General features: G+C 40.4%; 20 protein-coding genes. 12 read left to right on the top strand and 8 right to left on the bottom strand.

Annotated elements, in window-relative coordinates:
- Window positions 1-22: 22 nt before the first annotated feature.
- From ACH30E_RS12285 to ACH30E_RS12275, 3 genes are read left to right on the top strand one after another with little or no spacing between them, the layout of a single operon-like run.
- Window positions 23-559: a DUF2975 domain-containing protein gene (locus ACH30E_RS12285; RefSeq protein ID WP_490825045.1), complete on the top strand. Its 537-nt coding sequence runs from the start codon at window positions 23-25 to the stop codon at window positions 557-559.
- A 3-nt stretch (window positions 560-562) separates the two neighbouring features.
- Window positions 563-781: a helix-turn-helix domain-containing protein gene (locus tag ACH30E_RS12280; protein WP_294992791.1), complete on the top strand. Its 219-nt coding sequence runs from the start codon at window positions 563-565 to the stop codon at window positions 779-781.
- Window positions 781-1,653, top strand: coding sequence for a class I SAM-dependent methyltransferase (locus ACH30E_RS12275; protein WP_490825044.1), 873 nt, complete (start codon window positions 781-783; stop codon window positions 1,651-1,653). The genes ACH30E_RS12280 and ACH30E_RS12275 overlap by 1 nt, the downstream gene beginning before the upstream one ends.
- Window positions 1,654-1,807: 154 nt before the next feature.
- On the opposite strand, the gene ACH30E_RS12270 is transcribed toward ACH30E_RS12275, so the two are convergent.
- Window positions 1,808-4,294 carry a VPS10 domain-containing protein gene (locus tag ACH30E_RS12270; RefSeq protein ID WP_490825043.1) on the bottom strand — a complete coding sequence of 829 codons (2,487 nt, stop codon included), beginning with the start codon at window positions 4,292-4,294 and terminating at the stop codon, window positions 1,808-1,810.
- A 46-nt stretch (window positions 4,295-4,340) separates the two neighbouring features.
- On the opposite strand from ACH30E_RS12270, the gene ACH30E_RS12265 reads away from it, so the two are divergent.
- The 4 genes from ACH30E_RS12265 (at window position 4,341) to ACH30E_RS12250 (ending at window position 7,831) form a co-directional block, all read left to right on the top strand.
- Window positions 4,341-5,033: a toxin-antitoxin system YwqK family antitoxin gene (locus ACH30E_RS12265; protein WP_294992799.1), complete on the top strand. Its 693-nt coding sequence runs from the start codon at window positions 4,341-4,343 to the stop codon at window positions 5,031-5,033.
- A gap of 212 nt (window positions 5,034-5,245) precedes the next feature.
- Window positions 5,246-5,803, top strand: a complete 558-nt coding sequence (locus ACH30E_RS12260) for an RNA polymerase sigma factor (protein ID WP_294992802.1) — start codon at window positions 5,246-5,248, stop codon at window positions 5,801-5,803.
- A complete protein-coding gene (locus tag ACH30E_RS12255; protein ID WP_490825042.1) occupies window positions 5,796-7,193 on the top strand; it encodes an outer membrane beta-barrel protein in 1,398 nt (465 codons plus the stop codon). The genes ACH30E_RS12260 and ACH30E_RS12255 overlap by 8 nt, the downstream gene beginning before the upstream one ends.
- A gap of 29 nt (window positions 7,194-7,222) precedes the next feature.
- Window positions 7,223-7,831, top strand: a complete 609-nt coding sequence (locus tag ACH30E_RS12250; RefSeq protein WP_294992808.1) for a c-type cytochrome — start codon at window positions 7,223-7,225, stop codon at window positions 7,829-7,831.
- Between the two features lie 205 nt (window positions 7,832-8,036).
- Here ACH30E_RS12250 and ACH30E_RS12245 read toward each other — a convergent pair whose 3' ends face one another.
- The 3 genes from ACH30E_RS12245 to ACH30E_RS12235 all read right to left on the bottom strand — a co-directional run bounded on the left by ACH30E_RS12245 (window position 8,037) and on the right by ACH30E_RS12235 (window position 11,992).
- Window positions 8,037-8,879, bottom strand: coding sequence for an alpha/beta hydrolase (locus ACH30E_RS12245; RefSeq protein WP_294992810.1), 843 nt, complete (start codon window positions 8,877-8,879; stop codon window positions 8,037-8,039).
- Window positions 8,880-8,954: 75 nt separating this feature from the next.
- Entirely contained in the window at window positions 8,955-11,318 is a 2,364-nt protein-coding gene (locus tag ACH30E_RS12240) for a M1 family metallopeptidase (protein ID WP_490825041.1), read from the bottom strand.
- Window positions 11,319-11,407: 89 nt separating this feature from the next.
- Window positions 11,408-11,992: a HupE/UreJ family protein gene (locus tag ACH30E_RS12235; RefSeq protein ID WP_490825040.1), complete on the bottom strand. Its 585-nt coding sequence runs from the start codon at window positions 11,990-11,992 to the stop codon at window positions 11,408-11,410.
- A 53-nt stretch (window positions 11,993-12,045) separates the two neighbouring features.
- Here ACH30E_RS12235 and ACH30E_RS12230 point away from each other — a divergent pair, with 53 nt between their 5' ends.
- A complete protein-coding gene (locus ACH30E_RS12230; protein ID WP_294992819.1) occupies window positions 12,046-12,534 on the top strand; it encodes a DUF6702 family protein in 489 nt (162 codons plus the stop codon).
- A 257-nt stretch (window positions 12,535-12,791) separates the two neighbouring features.
- Here the strand turns inward: ACH30E_RS12230 and ACH30E_RS12225 are convergent, their stop codons facing one another.
- From ACH30E_RS12225 to ACH30E_RS12215, 3 genes are read right to left on the bottom strand one after another with little or no spacing between them, the layout of a single operon-like run.
- A complete protein-coding gene (locus ACH30E_RS12225) occupies window positions 12,792-14,063 on the bottom strand; it encodes a hemolysin family protein (RefSeq protein WP_294992822.1) in 1,272 nt (423 codons plus the stop codon).
- Window positions 14,064-14,079: 16 nt separating this feature from the next.
- Entirely contained in the window at window positions 14,080-15,744 is a 1,665-nt protein-coding gene (locus ACH30E_RS12220; protein ID WP_490825039.1) for an ArnT family glycosyltransferase, read from the bottom strand.
- Complete coding sequence (locus tag ACH30E_RS12215; protein ID WP_490825038.1) at window positions 15,737-16,378, bottom strand: phosphatase PAP2 family protein; 642 nt, start codon at window positions 16,376-16,378, stop codon at window positions 15,737-15,739. The genes ACH30E_RS12220 and ACH30E_RS12215 overlap by 8 nt, the downstream gene beginning before the upstream one ends.
- 668 nt (window positions 16,379-17,046) lie before the next feature.
- Here ACH30E_RS12215 and ACH30E_RS12210 point away from each other — a divergent pair.
- Window positions 17,047-17,412: a hypothetical protein gene (locus ACH30E_RS12210; protein ID WP_294992832.1), complete on the top strand. Its 366-nt coding sequence runs from the start codon at window positions 17,047-17,049 to the stop codon at window positions 17,410-17,412.
- Between the two features lie 4 nt (window positions 17,413-17,416).
- Here the strand turns inward: ACH30E_RS12210 and ACH30E_RS12205 are convergent, their stop codons facing one another.
- On the bottom strand, window positions 17,417-18,160 hold the full coding sequence (locus tag ACH30E_RS12205; protein ID WP_490825037.1) for a class I SAM-dependent methyltransferase: 744 nt from the start codon (window positions 18,158-18,160) through the stop codon (window positions 17,417-17,419).
- 83 nt (window positions 18,161-18,243) lie between these two features.
- On the opposite strand from ACH30E_RS12205, the gene glmM reads away from it, so the two are divergent.
- From glmM to ACH30E_RS12190, 3 genes are all read left to right on the top strand, one after another.
- The gene (gene glmM / locus ACH30E_RS12200) at window positions 18,244-19,626 is read left to right on the top strand and encodes a phosphoglucosamine mutase (RefSeq protein WP_490825036.1); all 1,383 of its coding nucleotides are present in this window, start codon (window positions 18,244-18,246) and stop codon (window positions 19,624-19,626) included.
- 273 nt (window positions 19,627-19,899) lie between these two features.
- On the top strand, window positions 19,900-21,027 hold the full coding sequence (locus ACH30E_RS12195; protein WP_490825035.1) for a cysteine desulfurase family protein: 1,128 nt from the start codon (window positions 19,900-19,902) through the stop codon (window positions 21,025-21,027).
- Between the two features lie 101 nt (window positions 21,028-21,128).
- A complete protein-coding gene (locus tag ACH30E_RS12190; protein ID WP_490825034.1) occupies window positions 21,129-21,620 on the top strand; it encodes a hypothetical protein in 492 nt (163 codons plus the stop codon).
- Window positions 21,621-21,752: the final 132 nt, after the last annotated feature.

The following is a 21,752-nucleotide window of genomic DNA, read 5'->3' as shown; positions in this document are numbered from 1 at the left end:
CATTATTCAAAACAATAACACCATGACACCCAGTAACAACTTCATTTTTAAAGTATTACACATCATTGCCTGGATCATCTTCGCTGGCCTATGTATAGAAGCAGGCGCTTTGCTTGTGAATTTTATTTTCAGCATTACCAAACCCGAATCGGTAGACAAGCTTTACCTAAAACTAGACCTTAGTGAAATGTACCAGCGCAGCCAGTGGGCCTTTTATGGTATGTATAGTTTTATTTTGTTCATAGCGGGATTAAAAGCTTACCTGTTTTATGTACTGGTAATGCTTATGCACAAAATAGACATGGCTAAGCCATTCGATGATTTTGTTGCTGCAGAAATCTTGAAGATTTCTTACACTACCTTCTCCATCGGTATCATTAGCCATATTGGTCGACAAACAGCCAAAAGCCTTACGCATTATGGTCATTCAGTAACGGAGTTGAACCAGTTTTGGGAAGATGGACAGGCATTTATTTTAATGGCTGCCGTAATTTATGTTATTGGCCATATTTTCAAAAGGGGTGTTGCTTTACAAACCGAAAACGATTTAACCGTATAAGTCATGCCAATCATTGTAAACTTAGATGTAATGATGGCCAAGCGAAAAATGTCGCTGAATGAGCTGTCGGAAAAGGTAGGACTCACTCTCTCAAACTTATCAATATTAAAAACTGGCAAGGCAAAAGCCATCCGCTTCAGCACTCTGGAAGCTATTTGCAAAACGTTGAATTGTCAGCCTGCAGATATACTGGAATTCGTGGAAGAAGAAGTGAAGGAATAATGAACAGAGGAATATCGAATATCCAATTTCGAAGTTGGATGTTCGATATTCATTATTGTTCAGTTTCTTTACAGATGTCGTTGGTACATACCTTGAAATATTTGTTCCCTGTTTTTACAGACCCTCTGCTATTCAGATGGCAGCAGCTCAGGTATTTTAGCCGTAACCGGCGCTACCGAAGAGAGCATCCAACCACTGCTTTTCCTGCCGCGTATACCTTATACGAATCGTACCAGCTCAATTACAGAAAATACATTGAAGACGGTGCATTGACTGCACAGGAAATAATAGACAGTATAAAAGCATACATCCCGCCTACCCCGCAAATATTAGACTGGGGCTGCGGCCCGGCAAGGATTACGCGCCACCTTACAACCGTTTGTCCGGATGCAGTGATTACCGCCTGTGATACCAATGCCCAAACCATTCAATGGAACCAGCAACATATTCCACACATTTATTTTGTTGCACAACCAAAACACCCCCCGCTTCCTTTCGGTAACCATCAGTTTGATCTGATCATTGGCTTCTCCGTATTCACCCATATACCTGTTGCAGAACAGGAAGTATGGCTCACAGAACTGCAACGCCTGCTAAAACCAGGAGGCATACTCTGGATCACCACACATGGCAACTACTTTATAGAAAAACTACCTGAAGCTAAAAAACAAGCCATACAACAACAAGGTATTTGCAGTACCCATTACCCCGTATCCGGTCATAGAATGATGACCACCTACCACCATCCCGAAAAATTTGCAGCATTATTGAAAACCAGATTCCAACTAATCGCACATTACGATGGCTCAATGTTCCCTGAAAAAGCAGGCAGGCAAGACCTATGGGTTGTGAGGAAATCTTTGAATTTTTGATCTTTTGATCTTTGATTTTAATGAAGTGATTATTTTACTTTTTAAGGTGCCTTTTATCATTTGAACATAAAAAAACTCCGTGCGATTGTATCGCACGGAGTCAATGTATAAGATCCAAATCCGACATCAGACATCAGACATCAGACATAAAAAATTATTTCTTCTTCGCCAGCTTACGTACTTCCTCGAGTTTAGCGATGTATAAACTGCGTCCATGGGTGCCTACTACGATTTCACCATCTCTTGGGTGAATAACAACGTCATGAACCGGAATACTGTTTGGCATTCCTTTGTTCCACATCATAGATGTATTACCTCCGTCAATACTAACGTATAAGCCGCCATCAGTACCTACATAAATGATATTACCATCTTCTGTATCTTCTTTTACCACGTTTACAGGCTCAGCAGGCAGGTCTTTCATGATCTGACGCCATGTTGTGCCATAATCATCGCTCACATAAACATACGCTTCAAAATGGTCGTTACGGTAGCCATTCAGAGATACATAAACACGTGATTCACTGAAGGCACTTGCAGTAACACGGCTAACATATAAACCTTTAGGTAATTTTTTATTGATGAGTGTCCAGGTATAACCACCATCTTTACTCACCTGAATATTACCATCATCCGAACCAACATATATAAGTCCAAAACGAAGCGGACTTTCACTCATGGTAGCCAGTGTACCAAATGGCACATCGCCTTGTTGAGGATTGGTAGTGAGGTCAGCACTCATAGTAACCATACTATCTCCACGATTCATGCTACGATGAAACTTGTTACTTCCATAATAAAATACATCCTGATTATGACGACTCAACAGAATCGGTGTTTGCCAGTTGTAACGCAAAGGAGTTTCACCCAGGTCACGAGCCGGACGCACGCCTCTCCTGTCTCTGGTTCCAATGGTTTGTCTGCTGTATGCGCCAAACTGAGATCCGCTGTAAACTGTTTTGTTGTCTCTCCAGTCTACCTGCACCTGCATACCATCACCACCGCCGATAGAAGTATATGGGTTATGACCACCATCGTACCAGTCGTAATTTTCGCGGGTGGTGCTGGAACCATACCATGTACCATTATCCTGTAAACCACCATATACATTGTAAGGACGTGCCATATCAACAGCTATATTGTAGAACTGTCCTACCGCAGGCGTATTGGCTTTGAACCAATGATCGCCATTATCATAGGTAATATTACATCCGCCATCATTACCATTAATCATGTGGCTGTCGCGCTTAGGGTTGATCCATACATAATGGTGATCTGAGTGTACATTCTCTTTACCAATTTGTTTGAAGGTAGATCCACCATCGGTACTCAATAAAAGGCCTACACCGGTAAGTACAATTTTTTTATCGTCTGTAGGACTAACCCACACTTTACCAAAATAATATCCATAAGTGCTGTAAAGGTTGGGGATAGCATCTTTGTGGGTCATTTTCCAGCTAGCACCACCATCATCACTACGGTATAATTGAGCTCCGTAAATCGGCGTTTCAAATAAGGCAGTATTTGCATCGTATAAATAATCCCAGATCACAGAAGGGGCAAATGTGCCATTATTTACTGCTTCTTTTAAAGAAGCCGCTGTATATTTTGCAGGTATACCATTTCTGGGTGAACGAATAAATGCATTCAGCTTGTTATCGTTCAGTGCAAGGAATTGTTCTTTACTGAGGTCTTTAAAATCAGCCAAAGCATACCTGCTGGTATCCGTATTATTTGAACGGGTTCCTGCAGGCTGGCGGAAATTATTATCGACTACTGCAAAAATGGTATTTGGATTTGATGGATAGATTGCCAAACCAATTCTTCCTACACCTTCCCCACTAGGAAATCCAGAACCTTCTTTCGAAATTAACTGCCAGTTATCACCTCCATCTATACTCTTATAGATACCACTGGTTTTGCCACCTTCTTCAAAATTTGAAGCAGAACGGGTGCGATACCACATAGCAGCATAAACTTCATTCGGATTTTTCGGGTTTACATCCAGGTCCACAGCACCGGTATTCGCATCACTTGAAAGGGTTAGTTTCCAGGTTTTACCGCCATCGGTGGTTTTATAAACACCTCTTTCTTTATTGGCTGAATATAAATGGCCTAATACGGCTACCCATGCTGTATTGGGATCTGTTGGATGTAATTCAATTTCACCAATATGATGGCTGTCTGGTAAGCCGAGATATTCCCAGCTTTTTCCATTATTACTACTTTTAAACACCCCGATACCAGCATAACTGGAACGGCTGCTGTTTACTTCGCCGGTACCTACCCAGATGGTTCTGGTTTTCCAGTTCATGGCGATATCACCGATGGTCATGATGTCTTCCGAGTCGAAAATTGAGGTAAAACTCTGGCCATTATTTGTCGTATGCCATAAACCACCCGTTGCATACGCAACGTAGAATTCCGTAGGATCTTCCGGGTTTACCTCCATATCTACTACCCGACCACTCATTACAGAAGGGCCGACATTACGGAAGCTGGTATTGTTTACCAGTGACTGTTGTTGTAACTGTTTCCTTTGTTGAACAGCTTTCATACGTACATCCGCAGATGTAGGCTTCACCTGTGCTAATCCGGTTAAGGTCCATAGCAGGAAGCAAGCAGTTGTTAATTTTCTCATACTAAGTAAAATAGTTGGTAATTTGGGAGGCCCAATTTAAACGATTATGCGTTTGATAGCACTACCATTGTTCATTTTCTTTTCCTCCGGTTTAGGGGCACAATGTGTTAGTTTTAAGCTCACTTCCAAAAGAGATACCATTAACTGTACCGATAAAAACGGACTCAAACAGGGTCGCTGGAAAATTGAAGTTCCTCCTATCAGAGGTGAACGGGGTTATGAAGAAGAAGGCAGTTTTATCAACAGTAAAAAAGAAGGCACCTGGCGCAGATTTAACCTGATGGGTGATATGATTGCCATAGAAAATTACCGATGGGGATTGAAAGACGGATCGAGCAAATACTTTACTATGACTGGCATTGAGCGGGAAGAAAGCTGGCGGGCGATGAATCCGGCGAAACAATTTGATACGGTAGATGTGCAGGATGTAATCGACCCAACAAAGGTTGAACAAGTGATCGTTAAAATAAATGGCAACGCTTTAAAACATGGTCGATGGCGCTTTTTTGACCCGGCCACCGGACAAATTCTCCGCACCGAAAACTGGTTTTTGGACCAGTTTGTAGAACCTGGAAAAGAACCGGGCAACCCCGAAAAATTGCTTAAAAATGCGGACAGCGCATCGGTAAAAAAGGACAGTGCATCGGTAAAAAACAAGCCCAAAGAGGTACTCAACTTCGAAAAAAAGAACTCCGGCAAGAAAAAAACCAAAATAAGAGACGGAAGAACAGGGGGATAAGGAATAAGGAATAAGGAATATGAAATAAGAAATATGAAATAAGGAAGTAGGAAAACCTTACTTTCTCATTCCTTATTTCATATTCCTTATTTCTTATTTCCCTCCAGGCAACCCCATTGCTATTCCTTGCGTATACGGGGGAATAATTGTAGTTTAACAGGAAGGATATTTAAACATACTGCTTCATTTTGCCCCGTGTTACAGATCAAATAATGAGTATGATCAACGGTTGTTGCAACAACGATCGTAATTACCAGCGTATGCTATACGAGTGGCTATTTGATTATGCCCTTAAAATCAGCTATCGCTATATCCATCAACAGGAGGAAGCCGAAGAAATGGTGCATGAATCATTCATCAAGCTTTTCAAAAACATCCACAAATTCGAAGCTAACCGCGAAGGGGATGTTGAGGCACTGTTAAAAGGATGGTTTAAAAGAATTGTAATTAATACCTGTATCGATCAGTTGAGAAAAGTGCAGTTGAATATTATCAGCATGGACCAACAAGGCGAACAGGATAATATTACGACCCATCAGGAATCCGGACTTGACAAAATGGCCTATGACGAAATCATAGACGCTATCAGGCAATTAACCCCGGTATACAGAACAGTATTCAACCTGTTTGTAATAGAGGGGTTAAGTCATGATGAAATAGCACAATCCCTGCAAATCAGTGTAGGAGCATCAAAGTCCAACTTATCTAAAGCGAAAAATAATTTGAGAAAAATAATTGCAGAACGCAGTGGAATAAAAACCTATGTCTAATTCAGAGAACGATATCAGGCTCGAGCAAAGGAGCCGGGATGCTGCCAGTGGATATACCCCACCGGGCAAAGCTTCCTGGGAGAAAATGGAAGCTGCCCTGGATCAGGTAATGCCAGTTCAGGAAAAGAAAAGACGTCGCTTTCTTTTCTGGTGGCTGTTACCTTTACTATTTATTGGCGCAGGCGCTATTTATTTCAGCTTGCCTAATAATGAAATATCTTCCACGCAAAAAACCAAAAACATTTCAAATACAGAACCTGGAGTATCACCAGAACAGTCCCAGTCAGTCGACGATAAAAAGGCTGAAACCGATCTGACAACTACTGAAATTGCAGAACAATCGCCCATTACAACAAAAGATGAGGTTCTTAATACTATACCCGAACCTGCATACACCAAACCAGCTACACCTAATCAAAATAAGGTTACGCTATCTCAAAAAAACAATGCTGTAAATGTTTCACAAATTCCTGTTTCAAAAAATAGTAACGATGCGCAGGTAATAACTGCAGATAAAAAAACAAATACAGCATCATTCGATAAAAAGCAAACAGAGAACCCGGTAACATTGCAGTCTTCCACGCAAAGCAATAAATCGGAATTACCACAAACCAACAAGAATAGCAGTAATGCTCTTAATACAATTAAAATAACAACTGATACAGGCAGCAATAAAACTGTGACTGGCATCTTAGAACAAAAGAACGACAGCAGTGTGCAGCAATCAGTGGTTAAAACCGACACTTTGAATATAAACAACAGCATCCCAAAAACTAATAAATCAACCGACAGCAAATTCAGTTTTGCATTGGTTGGCGGCATGGATGCAAGCACGGTGAAATTCCGTTATTCGAGTAAAGCCGGAATAAATGCAGGCTTTATAACCGGCTATCATTTTAATGAAACATGGTCGGTTCATACTGGTGTATTATTTACAAAGAAAAACTACAGTATGGCCGGACAAGATTTCCATGCACCAAAAGGTAGTTGGGTGGCAAATTATAAATTAACAATGGTGGAAGGATACTGTAACATGTGGGAAGTACCGCTTTTATTAAGGTATAAATTCAATGGTACTGCAAAACGCGGGTTCTTTGTCAGCACAGGTATTTCTTCCTATTTCATGACAAGGGAAAATTATAATTATTCTTATTACTGGAACGGACAACCAATTACGCGTAACAGCAACTACCCAACCGGCAATACCCATTTATTATCGATATTGAAGCTGTCGGCCGGCTGGAGAAAAGCAATAGGTCCAGGTACCAGTATTCTAATAGAACCTTATGCAGCACTGCCTTTATCAGGTTTGGGATATGGCAGTATCAGGCTCAGCAGCTTTGGTTTAAATTTTTCTTTACAATTAAGGCAACCCTACGAAAAGAAATAGCGTATATCTATAAAATCTAAAGCTATTTTATGAAGCAGATACGCCAAACATTAACCATCTTTCTTTGTCTAACAGCATCATCAATCATTATTGTTGCTTGTAGTAAAGGAGGAAGTTCTCCAAGTCCTTCTCCTACCCCACCTTCAACAGGGGGATGCGGATCAAAAAATCTGACCCTTACATTGGGCTCTACCAGTGCTTCTGGTTGTACAGGAGGTACTGTAACAGCAACAGCAGGTGGTAGTACTGGTTTTACTTATAATATTGATGGAGGAACATTTCAAAGTTCTGGCAGCTTCTCAAATGTTGGAGCAGGTGATCACACGATCATCGCAAAAGATAGTGAAGGTTGTACCAAAACTGGTACAGTAACAGTTACAGCAGCTGCAAGTGGACCATTATTTGCTGCTGTAAAAGCAGTAATAGTTGCCAATTGTAATAGTTGTCATACGGGCGCTAGTGCACAAGGTGGACAAAATTTCGGCACTGATTGTAATATCGTTAATGCTGCGGCTCGTATTAAAGCCAGAGCAGTAGATGGCAATCCATCTTTCATGCCTCAGGGAGGACAGCTTAACGCTACCGATAAACAAAAAATCACTAACTGGGTTGCTGCAGGTGGTAAATATAGTGACTGATAACGGGGCTCACTGTAAAATCTAATGCAGTAAAAAAGCAACCTTGGCAAGAGGTTGCTTTTACATTTTTAGATGTCAAATCGCAGATGTCAGATCGCAGATGTCAGATTTCAGATGGCAGATGACTGATTTAAGATGTGGGATATTAGAAATCAAAGATCAAACATCAAACATCTGCGATCTGACATCTGACATCTGCCATCCTCTAGTATCCTGCTTGGGTGAAGATTCTTTTAAAATAGAAGAAGTGGTAGTCTACACTATTTGCCCAATAATTTCTGGTGTGTCCGCCTTCTCTTTCAATATATTCATGGGGTATCTTTTTTTCTACTAATTTTTCATGCAGTTTACGATTAACTGTAAGGAAGAAATCATCTACGCCACAATCTATCATCATATTCAATTGACCCTTTGTTAATCCATCTACCAGGTTGATTACAGAATAAGCATCCCAGTTTCCGGGTGATGTTTGGATATCTCCTAAAATACGTTTCAACTGCCAGTTGTTTGGAAATGGCCTTAGGTCTACCCCACCGCAAATACTTCCAACATTTGCGAATAAATCAGGATGTTTTAATGCGAGGTATAAAGCTCCATGCCCTCCCATACTATAACCAGATACAGCCCTTGCTTTCCTATCTGCAATCGTTCTGTAATTCGCATCAATATATGGAATCAATTCTTCGGATATATGTGTATCGTATTTAACCGAATCATTTACAGGACTGTTTATATACCAACTATTAAACCCTCCATCCGGACAAACCACGATCAACCCTAGTTCATCTGCTGCTTTTTTAATGGTGGGTACATCTTTTACCCATGACCGGTAATTGCCACTATGTCCGTGTAAGAGATATACAACAGGATATTTTTTACCGGCTGCTGCATCATAACCATCTGGCGTAATTACTACTGTACGGATGTTTTTATCCATGCATTTGCTCTTAATATCAATTGTATCCACAGTTGCGGAAATCGCAGTATAATAGCTTGCGGGCAACAGTAAAAGAACCAGGAAAAGTTTGCGGATGAACATGTTTTTCATATTATTTATTTCATAAAAAAACCACCCTGTCAAATACCATTTGATGCAGGGTGGTTTAGTGTTAGCTGAAATTAATTAGTTTCTTTTTTGCAAAGCATTTTGCATTGGGTTGGTACCCTGTGACTGACCACGAGCCGCTCCATTCATTTTAAAGAGTTGGAACTTAGTAGGTTCAGCAGTTGCGGGCCATTTGTTATTCGCTTCATTGATATCAGCGGTTTCACGCATAGGGTCCTGCTTAATACTTACAGCTTTCTTTTTGGTCATAAACACACGCGTAACTTTATTTTCGTTTTTACGCCATATCTGTGCAGATAAATGTTGTGTTTCAGTGGTACCATCTTCGAAAGTGAATTCTACGATCAGCGGCATTACCAATCCTCCTTTGTTACTGAACGTAATTTCATAGAGGTGCATGTCTTTGTATTTTGCCTTTTCTGCTTCAGTCAAAGCCTCAGGAGTACCAAATGAAGGCAGTGTTACTTTGGTATCTGCATCGTATGGCTCAAGTCCACGGGCATATCTCCAGTAAAAATCGCGGAGCGAAGTATCTGCATCTGTTTGGAATACGATGGTTTTATCTTCCCTGTTACGGATTTTTGAAATGTCTTCAAAAGCATTCACCAAAGGTTTATCCAAAGGCACTGTGCGTGGGGCTCCGCCTCTTGCCTGTGGAACTGCATTTGGATCAAACACAGCGTAACGTACCGTATCTATGGCAATATCACATGGCTCGATACCATAAAACCATCCTCTCCAGAACCAGTCAAGATCCACTGCACTTGCATCTTCCATTGTACGGAACAGGTCAGCAGGTGTAGGATGTTTAAATGCCCAGCGGCGTGCGTATTCACGGAATGAAAAATCGAATAATTCTCTTCCCATAATGGTTTCACGGAGGATATTTAAACCGGTTGCTGGTTTTGCATAAGCATTTGGACCAAACTGCACGATGTTTTCGCTATTCGTCATAATTGGTTCCAATTGCTCTTTAGGAGCTTTCATATAATCCACAATACCCCAGGCTGGCCCACGGCGTGATGGGAATTTATTGTCCCACAGTTCTTCAGCAAGGTATTCTACGAATGTATTCAAACCCTCATCCATCCATGTCCACTGACGCTCATCACTGTTCACGATCATAGGGAAGAAATTATGTCCTACTTCGTGAATGATTACACCAATCATTCCATTTTTGGTTGCTTCACTATAAGTGCCATCCGGATTTGTACGGCCATAGTTGAAACAAATCATCGGGTATTCCATACCATTTGCTGCTTCAATACTTTGAGCAACAGGATAAGGATAAGGGATAGAGAATTTAGAATAAGATTTAATAGTATGCGCAACTATCTTAGTTGAATACTTACGGTATAAGCCATAGGCTTCTTTACCATAACCACTCATACACATGATTTTCTTGCCTTCTACATACGCAGGCATTGCATCCCACACATATTTACGGCTGGAGGTCCAGGCGAAATCACGCACATTGGTCGCTTTGTAAATCCATGTTTTTTTCTGGGTGCTCTTACCCTGCTCTGCTTTTTTTGCTTCTTCCAGTGTTACAATTTCAACTGGTTCTTTAGCAGTTTGAGCTTTGTTCCAACGGGCAAGTTGAGCCGCAGTTAATACCTGAGGATAGTTCTGGCACTCACCTGTACTTAATACCACGTGGTCACCCGGAACGGTAATTTGTACATTGTAGTTACCAAATGTGAGGGCAAACTCTCCTCTACCAGTAAACTGGTGGTTCTGCCATCCCTGGAAATCACTATACACACAAAGACGAGGAAACCACTGTGCCATGGTAAATAAAGCATTCCCATCTACCATTTCATAACCACCACGACCACCTTTTACCATACGATCTGATATTTTATAGGACCAGTCGAGGTTGAATACGAATTTCTGACCAGGCTTTAAGGCTGTGGGCAGATCAATACGCATCATGGTACGGTTGATGGTATATTTCAGGTTTTTGCCAGTGGCATCTGTGAGTTTGCTGATGATATGGCCATAACCGTTATCGGTTTTATTCTCTTCCATCGCATCAAGCGCATTTACCGATACCTGACGCAATGAACTGGGATCATCGAATCCCGCATTTTTTTGAGAATTATGTTCATTTTCATCCAACTGAAGCCAGATATAAGTAAGTACATCCGGAGAGTTGTTATAGTAAGTAACTGTTTCGCTTCCTTTCAATTTAAAGTTGGCCTCATCAAGTTCAGCCTTGATATTGTAATCGGCCCTTTGCTGCCAGTATTTCGGGCCGGGGGCACCACTAGCGGTACGATACTCATTGGGTGTTGGTAAAATGGTACCCAATTGTTCAAAGCGGTTGCCGTGATTGGATGTTGGATTATTCATGATATTCTGCGCCTGTGCAGAAACCATGAAAATTGATCCAATCGCCAGTAAAGCAATTTTTTTCATCGGTTGGTATTTATGGTTTTGGTCTTATGGAATTGGCCCAAAAAATCATTTAAAACAATCATTATTCAGGCTTATTACATCTTTTTTTTTTACTGAGGAAATCTTTCTATTGCCATTAAAAGTGCTACTGCAAATGCTCCCCCGCTGATATAGAGAAGGAACTCCCTACGATTGCACTTCAAAAGATTGACGAATATAAATGAAATGATCAACATTGCCAGTACGATTACCAGTTGACCAACTTCTAACCCCACATTAAAAGCAAATAACTCCCAGATTATGGATGATTGGCGCCCAAGCATGCTTTTTAGGTAGTTGGAGAACCCTAATCCATGTATTAAACCAAAAAATAATGCGAAGAAATAAATAAGCGGGAAACGGGACTTAAAATTGAATTTGGTCACAAAAAAGTTACTGATTGCCGTAATAACGATCGTAACGGGAATCAGGAACTCAATCCAGGCTATCGAATAATTTACAATATTAAATACACTCAAAGCCAGTGTTATGGAATGCCCGATGGTAAATGCAGTTACCAATACCAGTAATTTTTTCCAGTCGGAGAACTGGTAACGGATTGCCAATGCCACGATAAAGAGAATATGATCAACTCCAAGACTGCGGCTAACTATATGACCAAATCCTACTTCGAAATAAGCTAAAAACTGATCCATGGCTGATTTGAAAATTTATTATGACCTTTGTATTAGGAAAAGCTGAATAATAAATGGTAAATATACTGATTCAATGGATGTTGGCAGGCATGCTTTCTATGGTTCATCCGTTTTTTATGTCGGTGATAGACATCAACCACAATAACAATGCGGCCTCACTGGAAATAAGTGTACGGGTGTTTACGGATGACCTTGAAAAAACGTTAGAAAAATTCAGTAAACAACAGTTTGATATCCAGAACCCCAAAGACAAACCCCTGGTAGAAAAGAGTTTATTGGCCTATATGACCGAGCACCTGAAGCTTAAAGTAAATGGCAAAGCTACCCGCTTTACCCTGGTTGGTTTTGAGCAGCAATTGGAAAGTACCTGGTGCTATTTTGAAATCGAAAAACAGCCGATAGTTAACCAGGTAGCGGTTGATTGCAGCTTATTGTACGACTATGAAACCAAACAGGTTAATATCATTCATGTAAAATCGAAAGGGATTCAGAAAACCTATAAGATGGATTATCCTAAACAGGATATTTCTTTTACCTTCTAAGTTACTGTTACGATGCATAGATAAATTAGTAGAGTAGCACCCTATGAGGTTAGCGTAGAATGGAACACGGATTTTCATGATTTTCAAGATTTATCATGATAGATCTTGAAAATCATGATAATCTGCGTTCTATAAAAACATGATAGTGTTCTATAGCAACCTAAACAAAGCACAAATCAAAGCTAGCAGCTAGAGGCTTGTCAGAATGACTCCTGTGGAGAAGCTCACAGCCTATTTCCCTCCATCCATTCATAATATCAAGCAATATTGGACACGAGAATTTTGTCGATACGGTGCTGATCCATATCAACAATTTCAAACTTGAACATCTTCCATTCCAGTGTGTCGCCTGTAACTGGAATTTTTTCGAGTTCATGGATGATAAATCCGGCCAGCGTATCAAAGTCGCGATCGCCTTCCATCATCCATTCTGTTTTGTCGAAATGACTCAGGAAATCATAAAATGGAATCTGGGCATCTACCAGGTAACTGCCATCTTCCCTTGGCGTTATTTCATAAGCTTCGTCTTCTTCCTGTGGAATATCACCGACGATGGCTTCAAGGATATCATTCAAGGTTATTAATCCCAATACTGAGCCATATTCATCCACAATAAAACAATGGTGAATCTTTGTCTGCTTGAATTTCTCTAATACCTGGTAGGCAGTATTATTCTCGGGAACATACATGGCATCTTTCATCAGGTCGCTGATAGTGCTATCGGGCGCAGCAGCGAATAGATCCTTTAATGAAACCACCCCTTTTATATGATCAATGTCTTTTTCGCAGACCGGATACACTGAATGCATATCTTCCATCACTTCCGACCTTACCTGCAATACGGTATCATCCACTTCCAACCAGATAATATCGCTTCTGTGCGTCATTAAGGAAGTAATGTTGCGGTCACTTAAGTGAAATACCCTTTCTATGATTTCCTGTTCTGCTTCTTCAATTGTTCCCTGTTCTGTTCCTTCGCTGATAATGGCCTTAATTTCCTCCTCAGTAACCTGGTTATCATTCGGCTTCATATTGAGTAAGCGTATGATCAGGTGCGAGGATTTTGTCAGCAACCAGATAAATGGATAAGTAATTATAGAAACGATCCTCATCGGACCAGCCACAGATTTGGCAATTCCTTCGGGGTTACTCAAACCGATTCTTTTAGGAACCAATTCGCCCAAAACAAGGGATAAATAAGTTACAACAATTACAATTAATGTGGTGGCCACGGTACCTGCATAATCAACCGATACACCATACCCCATCAACCAGTTACTCAATGGTTCTTTAAATGTATCGCCGGAATAAATACCGGTTAACACGCCTACAAGTGTAATGCCTATCTGGATGGTTGATAAAAAAGTATCGGGATGATTGGCAAGATCCAATGCCCTTTTGGCATCAGCATCACCTTTCGCAGCCTGGGCCTCAAGCCTTGCTTTACGGGCCGATACCAGCGCTATCTCTGCCATAGAGAAAAAGCCGTTCAGGATTATCAACCCAAGTATGATCAAGATTTCAGTCATAATGTTATCAGTTCAATTATCTTCCATCCATGTCTATTAAAACATAGGGTATGGTTTCTTTATCCCTTGTTTTTGGGTTAAGAAATGGAAGACTTAACATACTCACGCCGTAATATGTTCCCTCAAATATAGTATTCAGGCCGGGAAACCGCTGTTTAAGGGCTGGAAGACTTTCTTTTTTCGTAAGTAAGATATCCGTAGTTTGAATTTGGGCGCTATCTGTAATATGCTTAAAAATGCGTTTCCCGTAAAAATGCAATGCCCGGCTCTCATCGATATTATATTGAACAACCTTTGTTTTATCCACCTTCTTTTCCTCCAGTACAGCCGCTACTGTATTACCTAACTGGTACTTGAGTAATTGCGGATAAAAGCCTGATACCAAACAAAGGTTTACACCAATGACAGTAAAAAGGGCCATTTGCAATAATTTGGGGAATTGCTGAAATGGTTTGATCAGCAGGAACAAATAGCAGACCAATCCGGCTATGGCCAATATTTTGATGACCAGGTGGGTGGCAGGAAATGGCCAGATCATTAATGCCACAGCAGCAATCCATAATAAGAGAAATAGTATGAGATGTACCCAATATAAAATATTGGTTAATGTTTTATAATTTTTCTCAAAGAGCAGCTGGTAAATAGTTCTTGCAGTCACTATTGCGGCCAATGGAAGCACTACGAAAATATAATGGGGTAATTGAGCCTGACTTCTTGCCAGGATACAATAAGTGATGATAAACCCTCCGGTACTGATCCACTCCTCTCCTTTTTCGATCCTGAATTTTTGTTGTATCAGTTTACGAATGGTGAAGATTAATCCAAGTAAGAAAAAAATGATCCAGGGTAAAAAACTCCAGAGCATATTTTCCAGGAGGAAGGTAAAATGATTCATTTCATTATAAACATTCTCACCTGTATACCTGCCAAAGCTTTGGGTCCAATAGTAAAAACGCAATCCGGATTGAATGGCCCTTCCATGAAAAACTTTACCGGGTTCAAGATCGTACTGCTGGTAGAGGCCAATGCTCATAGGAACGAGTAAAATTGCCACTACGATTAATCCAATAATGTATTCCCAACGAAAAAACTGTTTCCATTCTCTTCTCAAAACAAAATGCGGTACAAAGGCAAATACAGGCACCATTAAAGCGATTGGGCCTTTGGTCATCATGCCCCCGGCAATCGCGATAAAACCAAGTAATAAATGTTTCCATTGGTTGGATTGGTACCAGGCGGCCAATTGCCATAAACTGAATGTTACCCAACCCAGCAGCATGGTATCACAACGAACATCATGCGCCATTAAAAAAACAGCCTGTGATGCTGCTAATACAATGGCTGAAAGTTGAGCGATGGTTTTATGGTAAAATATAGATGCCAGTCTGTAAGTGGCATAAATACCCAGTAACAACATGAGTACAGAAGGGATACGATAAGCCCAATCGTGAATGCCAAACAAACGAAGACTTTGTGAGGATAGCCAGAACAACATGGGAGGCTTATCCAGGTAATCCATTCCCAGGTCATACAATTTAAGATATGACCCATTCTCTAGCATTTCCCTGCTCATTGATGCATATTGTGCCGCATCAATATCTATAACGGGTATTTGCCACATGGAGATAATGTACACCACCACGCAGGAGGATAAAATAAAACCAAACAATCTGTTATTCATGAGGTGCAGGTATAGAGGGTTGATTGATCTGAATCAATCCGACTTTATTGTTATAATATTTTGCGGTAAGGGTTCCGATGCCGAGTCCTAGCAATGCTCCTACTAAAACATCAACTGGATAATGAACACCCACATAAACCTGGGCATAGCTAATGGTAGCGGCCCATACAAATAACCACCTGGTCCATTTACCCATAAAATGCCTGGTGGTTAAATACACAAAAACGGCAAATCCAAAATGATTGGTTGCATGAGATGAAGTGAAACTGAAACCACCTGAACAATGTTCGAGTAATAAACGCATTTTTCCAACCAGGGTTTCTTCGTTACAAGGGCGAATCCTCGCAAACCATTTTTTTACCAATGAGCTGCTGGCCTGATCGGTAAGGGTTACATTGATAATGGCAAATAATATCCAGCTCCAGCCCTGTTTACCAAAATTTATGAGTGCGAATACGATGAGAAACAGGTATAATGGAACCCATAATTCTGAGTCGCGCCAAAGTGGTAAAACGGTATCCAGTATAGGATTAGTGAATACGGTATTGATTTGCAGGAATAACCAGGTATCAAGCCCCAGTATCCATTCGAGTATTCGCTGGAAAAATTGTTGGAGTAAGAATGAGTTGGCCATTATTGGATAAAGATAATACAATCGCTGTTTTGCACGATTAGGCGGTCTTAAATTGATAAAGTCTTGATTTTAATATATTACTTTCGGAAGAAATCAGCTTTTAGCATTTGGCCTTTAATACGAATCAAAGGTTGAAGTTTCATAAGAGCGGGCAATGGAACACAGATTTATCATGATTATCATGATAGATCATGATAAATCCGTGTTCCATCTAAGCAGCCAAATAAGATTAGGAGCTATTATTTTATAGGGTCCTGCTTTAATGACTTCAAAAGACCACTCTATCGATGAGTTTCTAATTTTTGGCAGATTTCAACCCTTGATTCGCATCTTTAGCTCTTAGCCAGGATTGGAGATTATTTTAGCATATCTGCTTTTATTAGAATTAATGAGATTAGTACACTTGACCAATCATAACATCAACAACCATCTTATTAAATGACCAGAAAGATCTTTGTCTGGTGTTTTTTCATGCTTTTCAGTCTGGTGGCTCTTCTGCTTTACTAACAAAAAAACAAGGCCTATGGGAACTCTCCTATTATGGCGCTGAATGGTTTGAGTAGGTACGCTTATTCAAACAAACTCATTATCAGACTGTTATTTATTAAGCGCCCCATTTTAACAAATAGCCCCTTGCAGGAATCAAACAAATCGCGTAATTTTCTACTATGAAAACTACACTGCTACTTATTGCCATAATGCTTTTGGGGACCACCGCTATTGGTCAATCGAAAGAAGCCAACAAAGTGCTTGACAGGAAATCTTTCTTTGAACAAAATAATAAGTTTAGCAAACCAATAACTATATCTCCTCAATTATTGAATAAGCAGAAAACTGAGAAGCGGCAAATGAATCTTGCGGATCTCAATTTATTTTATTCACCGGAGAAAAACAGTATCCCGGTTTGGTCGCCAGATAGCAATTATGTTTACAATATGCCTGGCACACATGCATTTGACAGATCAAAATATAAAGTAAGGGCAACTTTTGTGGGAGTAAAAATTGAAGATAAAGCTGCTAAGACTGAAAAATAATTCCTTAATTTTTTCTTGCAATAATAATCATCCGTGGTGAATGATTTACATCATACCTGCCAAGCTGGTAATCACCAAATACCTCCTGCACCTGCATTCCCTGGTATGACATCATATCAGTAAAGTCACCCAACGAAAATTTAGCTACACGTTCTGTATATAAATGATGAGGACTGGTATGTGTCCGATCGGTTATCTGTATCTGTTTAAAAAAATGTTCTTCATCCTGCCATTTGGTTATATGAAAAGATACATCCCCTATATCTGCTTTGAATGATTTTGCCAAATGGTTTTCTGCATAATGCACATTCAGGTAATCGATGATAAAGAACCCTCCTTTTTTTATACTCTGGCTGATGGTTCTTATAGCATTATCATGTTCCCTTCTGGTTCTGAAATAGCCAAAACTGGTAAAAAAATTGAAAGCAAAATCATAATAATTTACCCTGAAAGGTAAACGCATATCATGCTGGTAAAAATGCAGATTTTCTGTTTCTTCTTTTTTTGCAGCGGCAATGGATGCTGCTGAGAGGTCAATTCCGGTAACATCATATCCCATTTCGGCGAGTGCCTTGCTATGGCGGCCCTTTCCGCAGGCCACATCGAGCATAAATGCATCTGGAGCAGGCCGGAGATAGTTAATAAGGGTATCTATAAATGCTAATGCCTCCTGATCGTCCCTATGCTGGTACAATAAATGATAATAATGAGAATTAAACCAATCCTTAAACCACGCTTTGTCCGGCATAAAAACACTTTGATGGCACAAAATTACATCAAGCAGGCTTACAAAAATTTTGAATTATGTTTGCAGCCGCTAAAACCCCAAACATGGCATTGATTAAAAGCATTTCAGGCATTCGCGGAACCATCGGAGGAAAACCAGGTGATACTTTAAGCCCGCTTGATGTAGTTCGTTTTACCGCTGCTTATGGCACCTGGTTATTACAGCAATCGGGTGGAAACAAAAAGATTGTCATAGGAAGAGATGGCCGCATCAGCGGTGCGATGGTTCAGGGACTGGTAGTTAATACTTTGATTGCCTTAGGACTTGACGTGGTTGACCTAGGCCTTAGCACTACTCCTACCGTAGAAATGGCTGTTGTATTTGAAAAAGCAGCAGGCGGCATCATCCTTACTGCCAGCCATAACCCTAAAGAATGGAATGCCCTTAAGTTATTGAATGAAAAAGGTGAATTTATCAGCGGTGCAGACGGAGCTGCTATGCTCGAAATTGCCGCCAAAGATGAATATGTTTTTGCGCCAGTAGACAAACTGGGATCTTATACTACAAATGACCAATCCTTACAACAACATATAGACAGCATTCTGGCCTACCCGCTGGTAGATGTGGCTGCTATTAAAAAAGCAAAGTTCAGTGTAGTGCTTGATGCGATAAACAGTACCGGAGCCACGGCAGTACCTGCACTGTTAAAAGCGCTGGGCGTTAAAGACATCAGTGTACTAAATGCTGAAGTAAATGGACGTTTCGCGCATAACCCTGAGCCTTTACCAGAAAACCTGCGTGAACTATGTAATGAAGTAGTGAAACAAAAAGCTACACTGGGTATTGCTGTTGATCCGGATGTTGACCGTCTTTGTTTTGTTTGTGAAGATGGTTCTTTGTTTGGCGAAGAATACACTTTGGTGGCTGTTGCAGATTATGTACTGCAAAACAGAAAAGGCAATACCGTAAGTAATATGTCTTCTACCCGCGCCTTAAAAGATGTTACACTGAAACATGGAGGTACATATACCCCGAGTGCCGTAGGTGAGGTAAATGTGGTTACAAAGATGAAAGCTACAAATGCCGTAATCGGTGGTGAAGGCAATGGCGGTATCATTGTACCCGACCTGCACTATGGACGAGATGCGCTTATCGGAATCGCTCTATTCTTAACACATCTTGCAAAAGAGAAAAAATCGGTTAAGCAATTAAGGAATACTTATCCGGATTATTTCATGAGTAAAAATAAAATTGAACTCACTCCCGGATTTGACCTCAATAAAATTTTTGAGCACATCAAAAAGAAATATAGCAAACACCCTATCAATACAGAAGACGGATTAAAAATTGAATTCGAAACAGACTGGGTACATTTACGCACCAGCAATACCGAACCAATCATCCGTATCTATGCCGAAAGCAATTCCGAAACCGTAGCAGCAAATATTGCAGGGAAGTTGATTAAGGATATACAGGAGGCGATGTGAGATGTGAATTGTGAATTGTGAATGGTCAATTTGCGAGATGTGAATTGTCAATTGTGAATGGTCAATTTGTGAGTTGTGAATTGTCAATTGTGAATGGTCAATTTGTGAGTTGTGAATAGTGAGTATTTAGTATTTTGGATTTACTACCGACTACTAACTATTTACAATTCACTATTCACCATTCACAATTCACTCCCCTCATTCACCATTCACAATTCACAATTCACACCTTACAATTCCTCCCACATTCTCAGTTTTTCGTACTTTTGCGGGATGGAAAGGATTTACCTTGATAATGCAGCAACTACACCGTTGGATCCGGTGGTTTTGGACGCAATGATGCCCTATCTTACCAATCAGTTTGGCAACCCTTCGTCTATTTATAGCTATGGCCGTGAGAGTCGTTTGGCTATTGAAAATGCGCGCAAATCGGTAGCAAAAATCCTTAATGCACATCCTGCTGAAATATTTTTCACCAGTGGCGGAACAGAAAGCAGTAATACTGCTATTACCGCGGCAGTTCGCGATCTCGGTTGTAAGCATATTATTTCTTCTGTAATAGAACATCACGCAACCACTCATACGGTTGAACACCTTTACCATACAGGTGAGGCAGCACTCAGTTATGTAAAATTGTTACCTAATGGTCATATTGACCTGGAAGATCTGGAACGTTTATTGGCAGAAAGTGAAGAGAAATGTCTGGTAACCTTAATGCATGCAAATAATGAAATAGGTAATATCCTCGATATCCATGCAGTGGGTGAGCTATGCAAATTATACGGGGCCATTTTCCACAGCGATACCGTTCAAACAGTCGGACACTTCCCTTTCGACCTTCGTAATACACCTGTTCATTTTATTACTGGTGCCAGTCATAAGTTTCACGGACCAAAAGGTGTTGGTTTATTATACATCAATGAGAATGTAAAAATTAAACCATTGGTTCATGGTGGTAGCCAGGAAAGAAATATGCGGGCAGGTACTGAAAACCTTTATGGTATTGTTGGTTTTGCCAAAGCACTGGAAATGGCTACGGCTAATTATGAAAATGACAGTACCTATATAAAAGGACTTAAAATGTATATGATGGAGCAGTTGAAAAAACACATTAAAGGTGTTGCTTTCAATGGCGATACTTTGGGTCGCTCCCTTTATACTGTTTTAAGTGTAAGCTTTCCTAAGACAGAGAAAAGTGAAATGATTCTCTTCAACCTCGACATCAATAATATATGCGCCAGTGGCGGTAGTGCCTGTACCAGTGGAGCAGATCAGGGTTCGCATGTAATCAGGGCTATTAATAATAATCCCAATCAGGTTACAGTTCGTTTCTCCTTCTCCAAACACAATACAAAAGAAGAGATCGACAAAGTCATTACGCAATTGAAAGAGATGATCTAAACTTCTTTTTTGCTAATCCCATATTTATGTGATTGGGATGAACGGCAGCACTGCCAGACAGCGGAAACTTATCTTCAGGTGTCAGATAAAAAAACTGAACCATGAAGCAATTTATCCTTTCATTACTATGCATTTTTTCAATAGCAACTTGCCTATATGCGCAAGACAGGGGCAATGACTTACCCGATCCTCCTGCCAAGTCTGTTTTTGGTGAAATTGGAGGTCCAGGTCTATTTTCAATTAATTACGATCAACGATTTAAAGGACAGAAAGGTTTAGGATTCAGGGCCGGCATGGGTGGTATTGGGTTTCTTACCTCAGGTGTTTTTGCCGTACCGGTTGGCATCAACCACCTGTCCGGAAGAGATGGCCATTATCTTGAACTTGGCGCTGGATTAAGTGCTATTACCATTACCGATGGAGACGAGTTTTTTGACAATAGTAACTCAACCATCTTTGGTTACCTGAATTTTGGCTACCGTTATCAGCCGGAGAAAAAAGGTTTTACTGCCCGTGTATTTGTTTCACCGCTTATTACCGGTGCAGGTGTATTTCCTTTCTATGGCGGAATTTCTGCCGGGTTTAAATTTTAATTTCAATAAAGAATAAATCAATGCCTGCTGCTTCTTTACACTCTCAAAGCAGCAGGCATTGTTTTGCTATATACGAATCAAGTTTTGGAATTGGATAAGAGCGGATAATGGAACACAGATTTATCATGATAA

It is taken from the genome of Sediminibacterium sp. FW305-C-61, from assembly GCF_058231065.1.
This window is presented reverse-complemented; position numbering and strand designations above follow the sequence as displayed.

Excerpts from the sequence above, each read along its gene's own strand:
- ACH30E_RS12285 (WP_490825045.1), top strand. The coding sequence starts at position 23 with ATGACACCCAGTAACAACTTCATTTTTAAAGTATTACACATCATTGCC.
- ACH30E_RS12280 (WP_294992791.1), top strand. The coding sequence starts at position 563 with ATGCCAATCATTGTAAACTTAGATGTAATGATGGCCAAGCGAAAAATG.
- ACH30E_RS12275 (WP_490825044.1), top strand. The coding sequence starts at position 781 with ATGAACAGAGGAATATCGAATATCCAATTTCGAAGTTGGATGTTCGAT.
- ACH30E_RS12270 (WP_490825043.1), bottom strand. The coding sequence starts at position 4,294 with ATGAGAAAATTAACAACTGCTTGCTTCCTGCTATGGACCTTAACCGGA.
- ACH30E_RS12265 (WP_294992799.1), top strand. The coding sequence starts at position 4,341 with ATGCGTTTGATAGCACTACCATTGTTCATTTTCTTTTCCTCCGGTTTA.
- ACH30E_RS12260 (WP_294992802.1), top strand. The coding sequence starts at position 5,246 with ATGAGTATGATCAACGGTTGTTGCAACAACGATCGTAATTACCAGCGT.
- ACH30E_RS12255 (WP_490825042.1), top strand. The coding sequence starts at position 5,796 with ATGTCTAATTCAGAGAACGATATCAGGCTCGAGCAAAGGAGCCGGGAT.
- ACH30E_RS12250 (WP_294992808.1), top strand. The coding sequence starts at position 7,223 with ATGAAGCAGATACGCCAAACATTAACCATCTTTCTTTGTCTAACAGCA.
- ACH30E_RS12245 (WP_294992810.1), bottom strand. The coding sequence starts at position 8,879 with ATGAAAAACATGTTCATCCGCAAACTTTTCCTGGTTCTTTTACTGTTG.
- ACH30E_RS12240 (WP_490825041.1), bottom strand. The coding sequence starts at position 11,318 with ATGAAAAAAATTGCTTTACTGGCGATTGGATCAATTTTCATGGTTTCT.
- ACH30E_RS12235 (WP_490825040.1), bottom strand. The coding sequence starts at position 11,992 with ATGGATCAGTTTTTAGCTTATTTCGAAGTAGGATTTGGTCATATAGTT.
- ACH30E_RS12230 (WP_294992819.1), top strand. The coding sequence starts at position 12,046 with ATGGTAAATATACTGATTCAATGGATGTTGGCAGGCATGCTTTCTATG.
- ACH30E_RS12225 (WP_294992822.1), bottom strand. The coding sequence starts at position 14,063 with ATGACTGAAATCTTGATCATACTTGGGTTGATAATCCTGAACGGCTTT.
- ACH30E_RS12220 (WP_490825039.1), bottom strand. The coding sequence starts at position 15,744 with ATGAATAACAGATTGTTTGGTTTTATTTTATCCTCCTGCGTGGTGGTG.
- ACH30E_RS12215 (WP_490825038.1), bottom strand. The coding sequence starts at position 16,378 with ATGGCCAACTCATTCTTACTCCAACAATTTTTCCAGCGAATACTCGAA.
- ACH30E_RS12210 (WP_294992832.1), top strand. The coding sequence starts at position 17,047 with ATGAAAACTACACTGCTACTTATTGCCATAATGCTTTTGGGGACCACC.
- ACH30E_RS12205 (WP_490825037.1), bottom strand. The coding sequence starts at position 18,160 with ATGCCGGACAAAGCGTGGTTTAAGGATTGGTTTAATTCTCATTATTAT.
- glmM (WP_490825036.1), top strand. The coding sequence starts at position 18,244 with ATGGCATTGATTAAAAGCATTTCAGGCATTCGCGGAACCATCGGAGGA.
- ACH30E_RS12195 (WP_490825035.1), top strand. The coding sequence starts at position 19,900 with ATGGAAAGGATTTACCTTGATAATGCAGCAACTACACCGTTGGATCCG.
- ACH30E_RS12190 (WP_490825034.1), top strand. The coding sequence starts at position 21,129 with ATGAAGCAATTTATCCTTTCATTACTATGCATTTTTTCAATAGCAACT.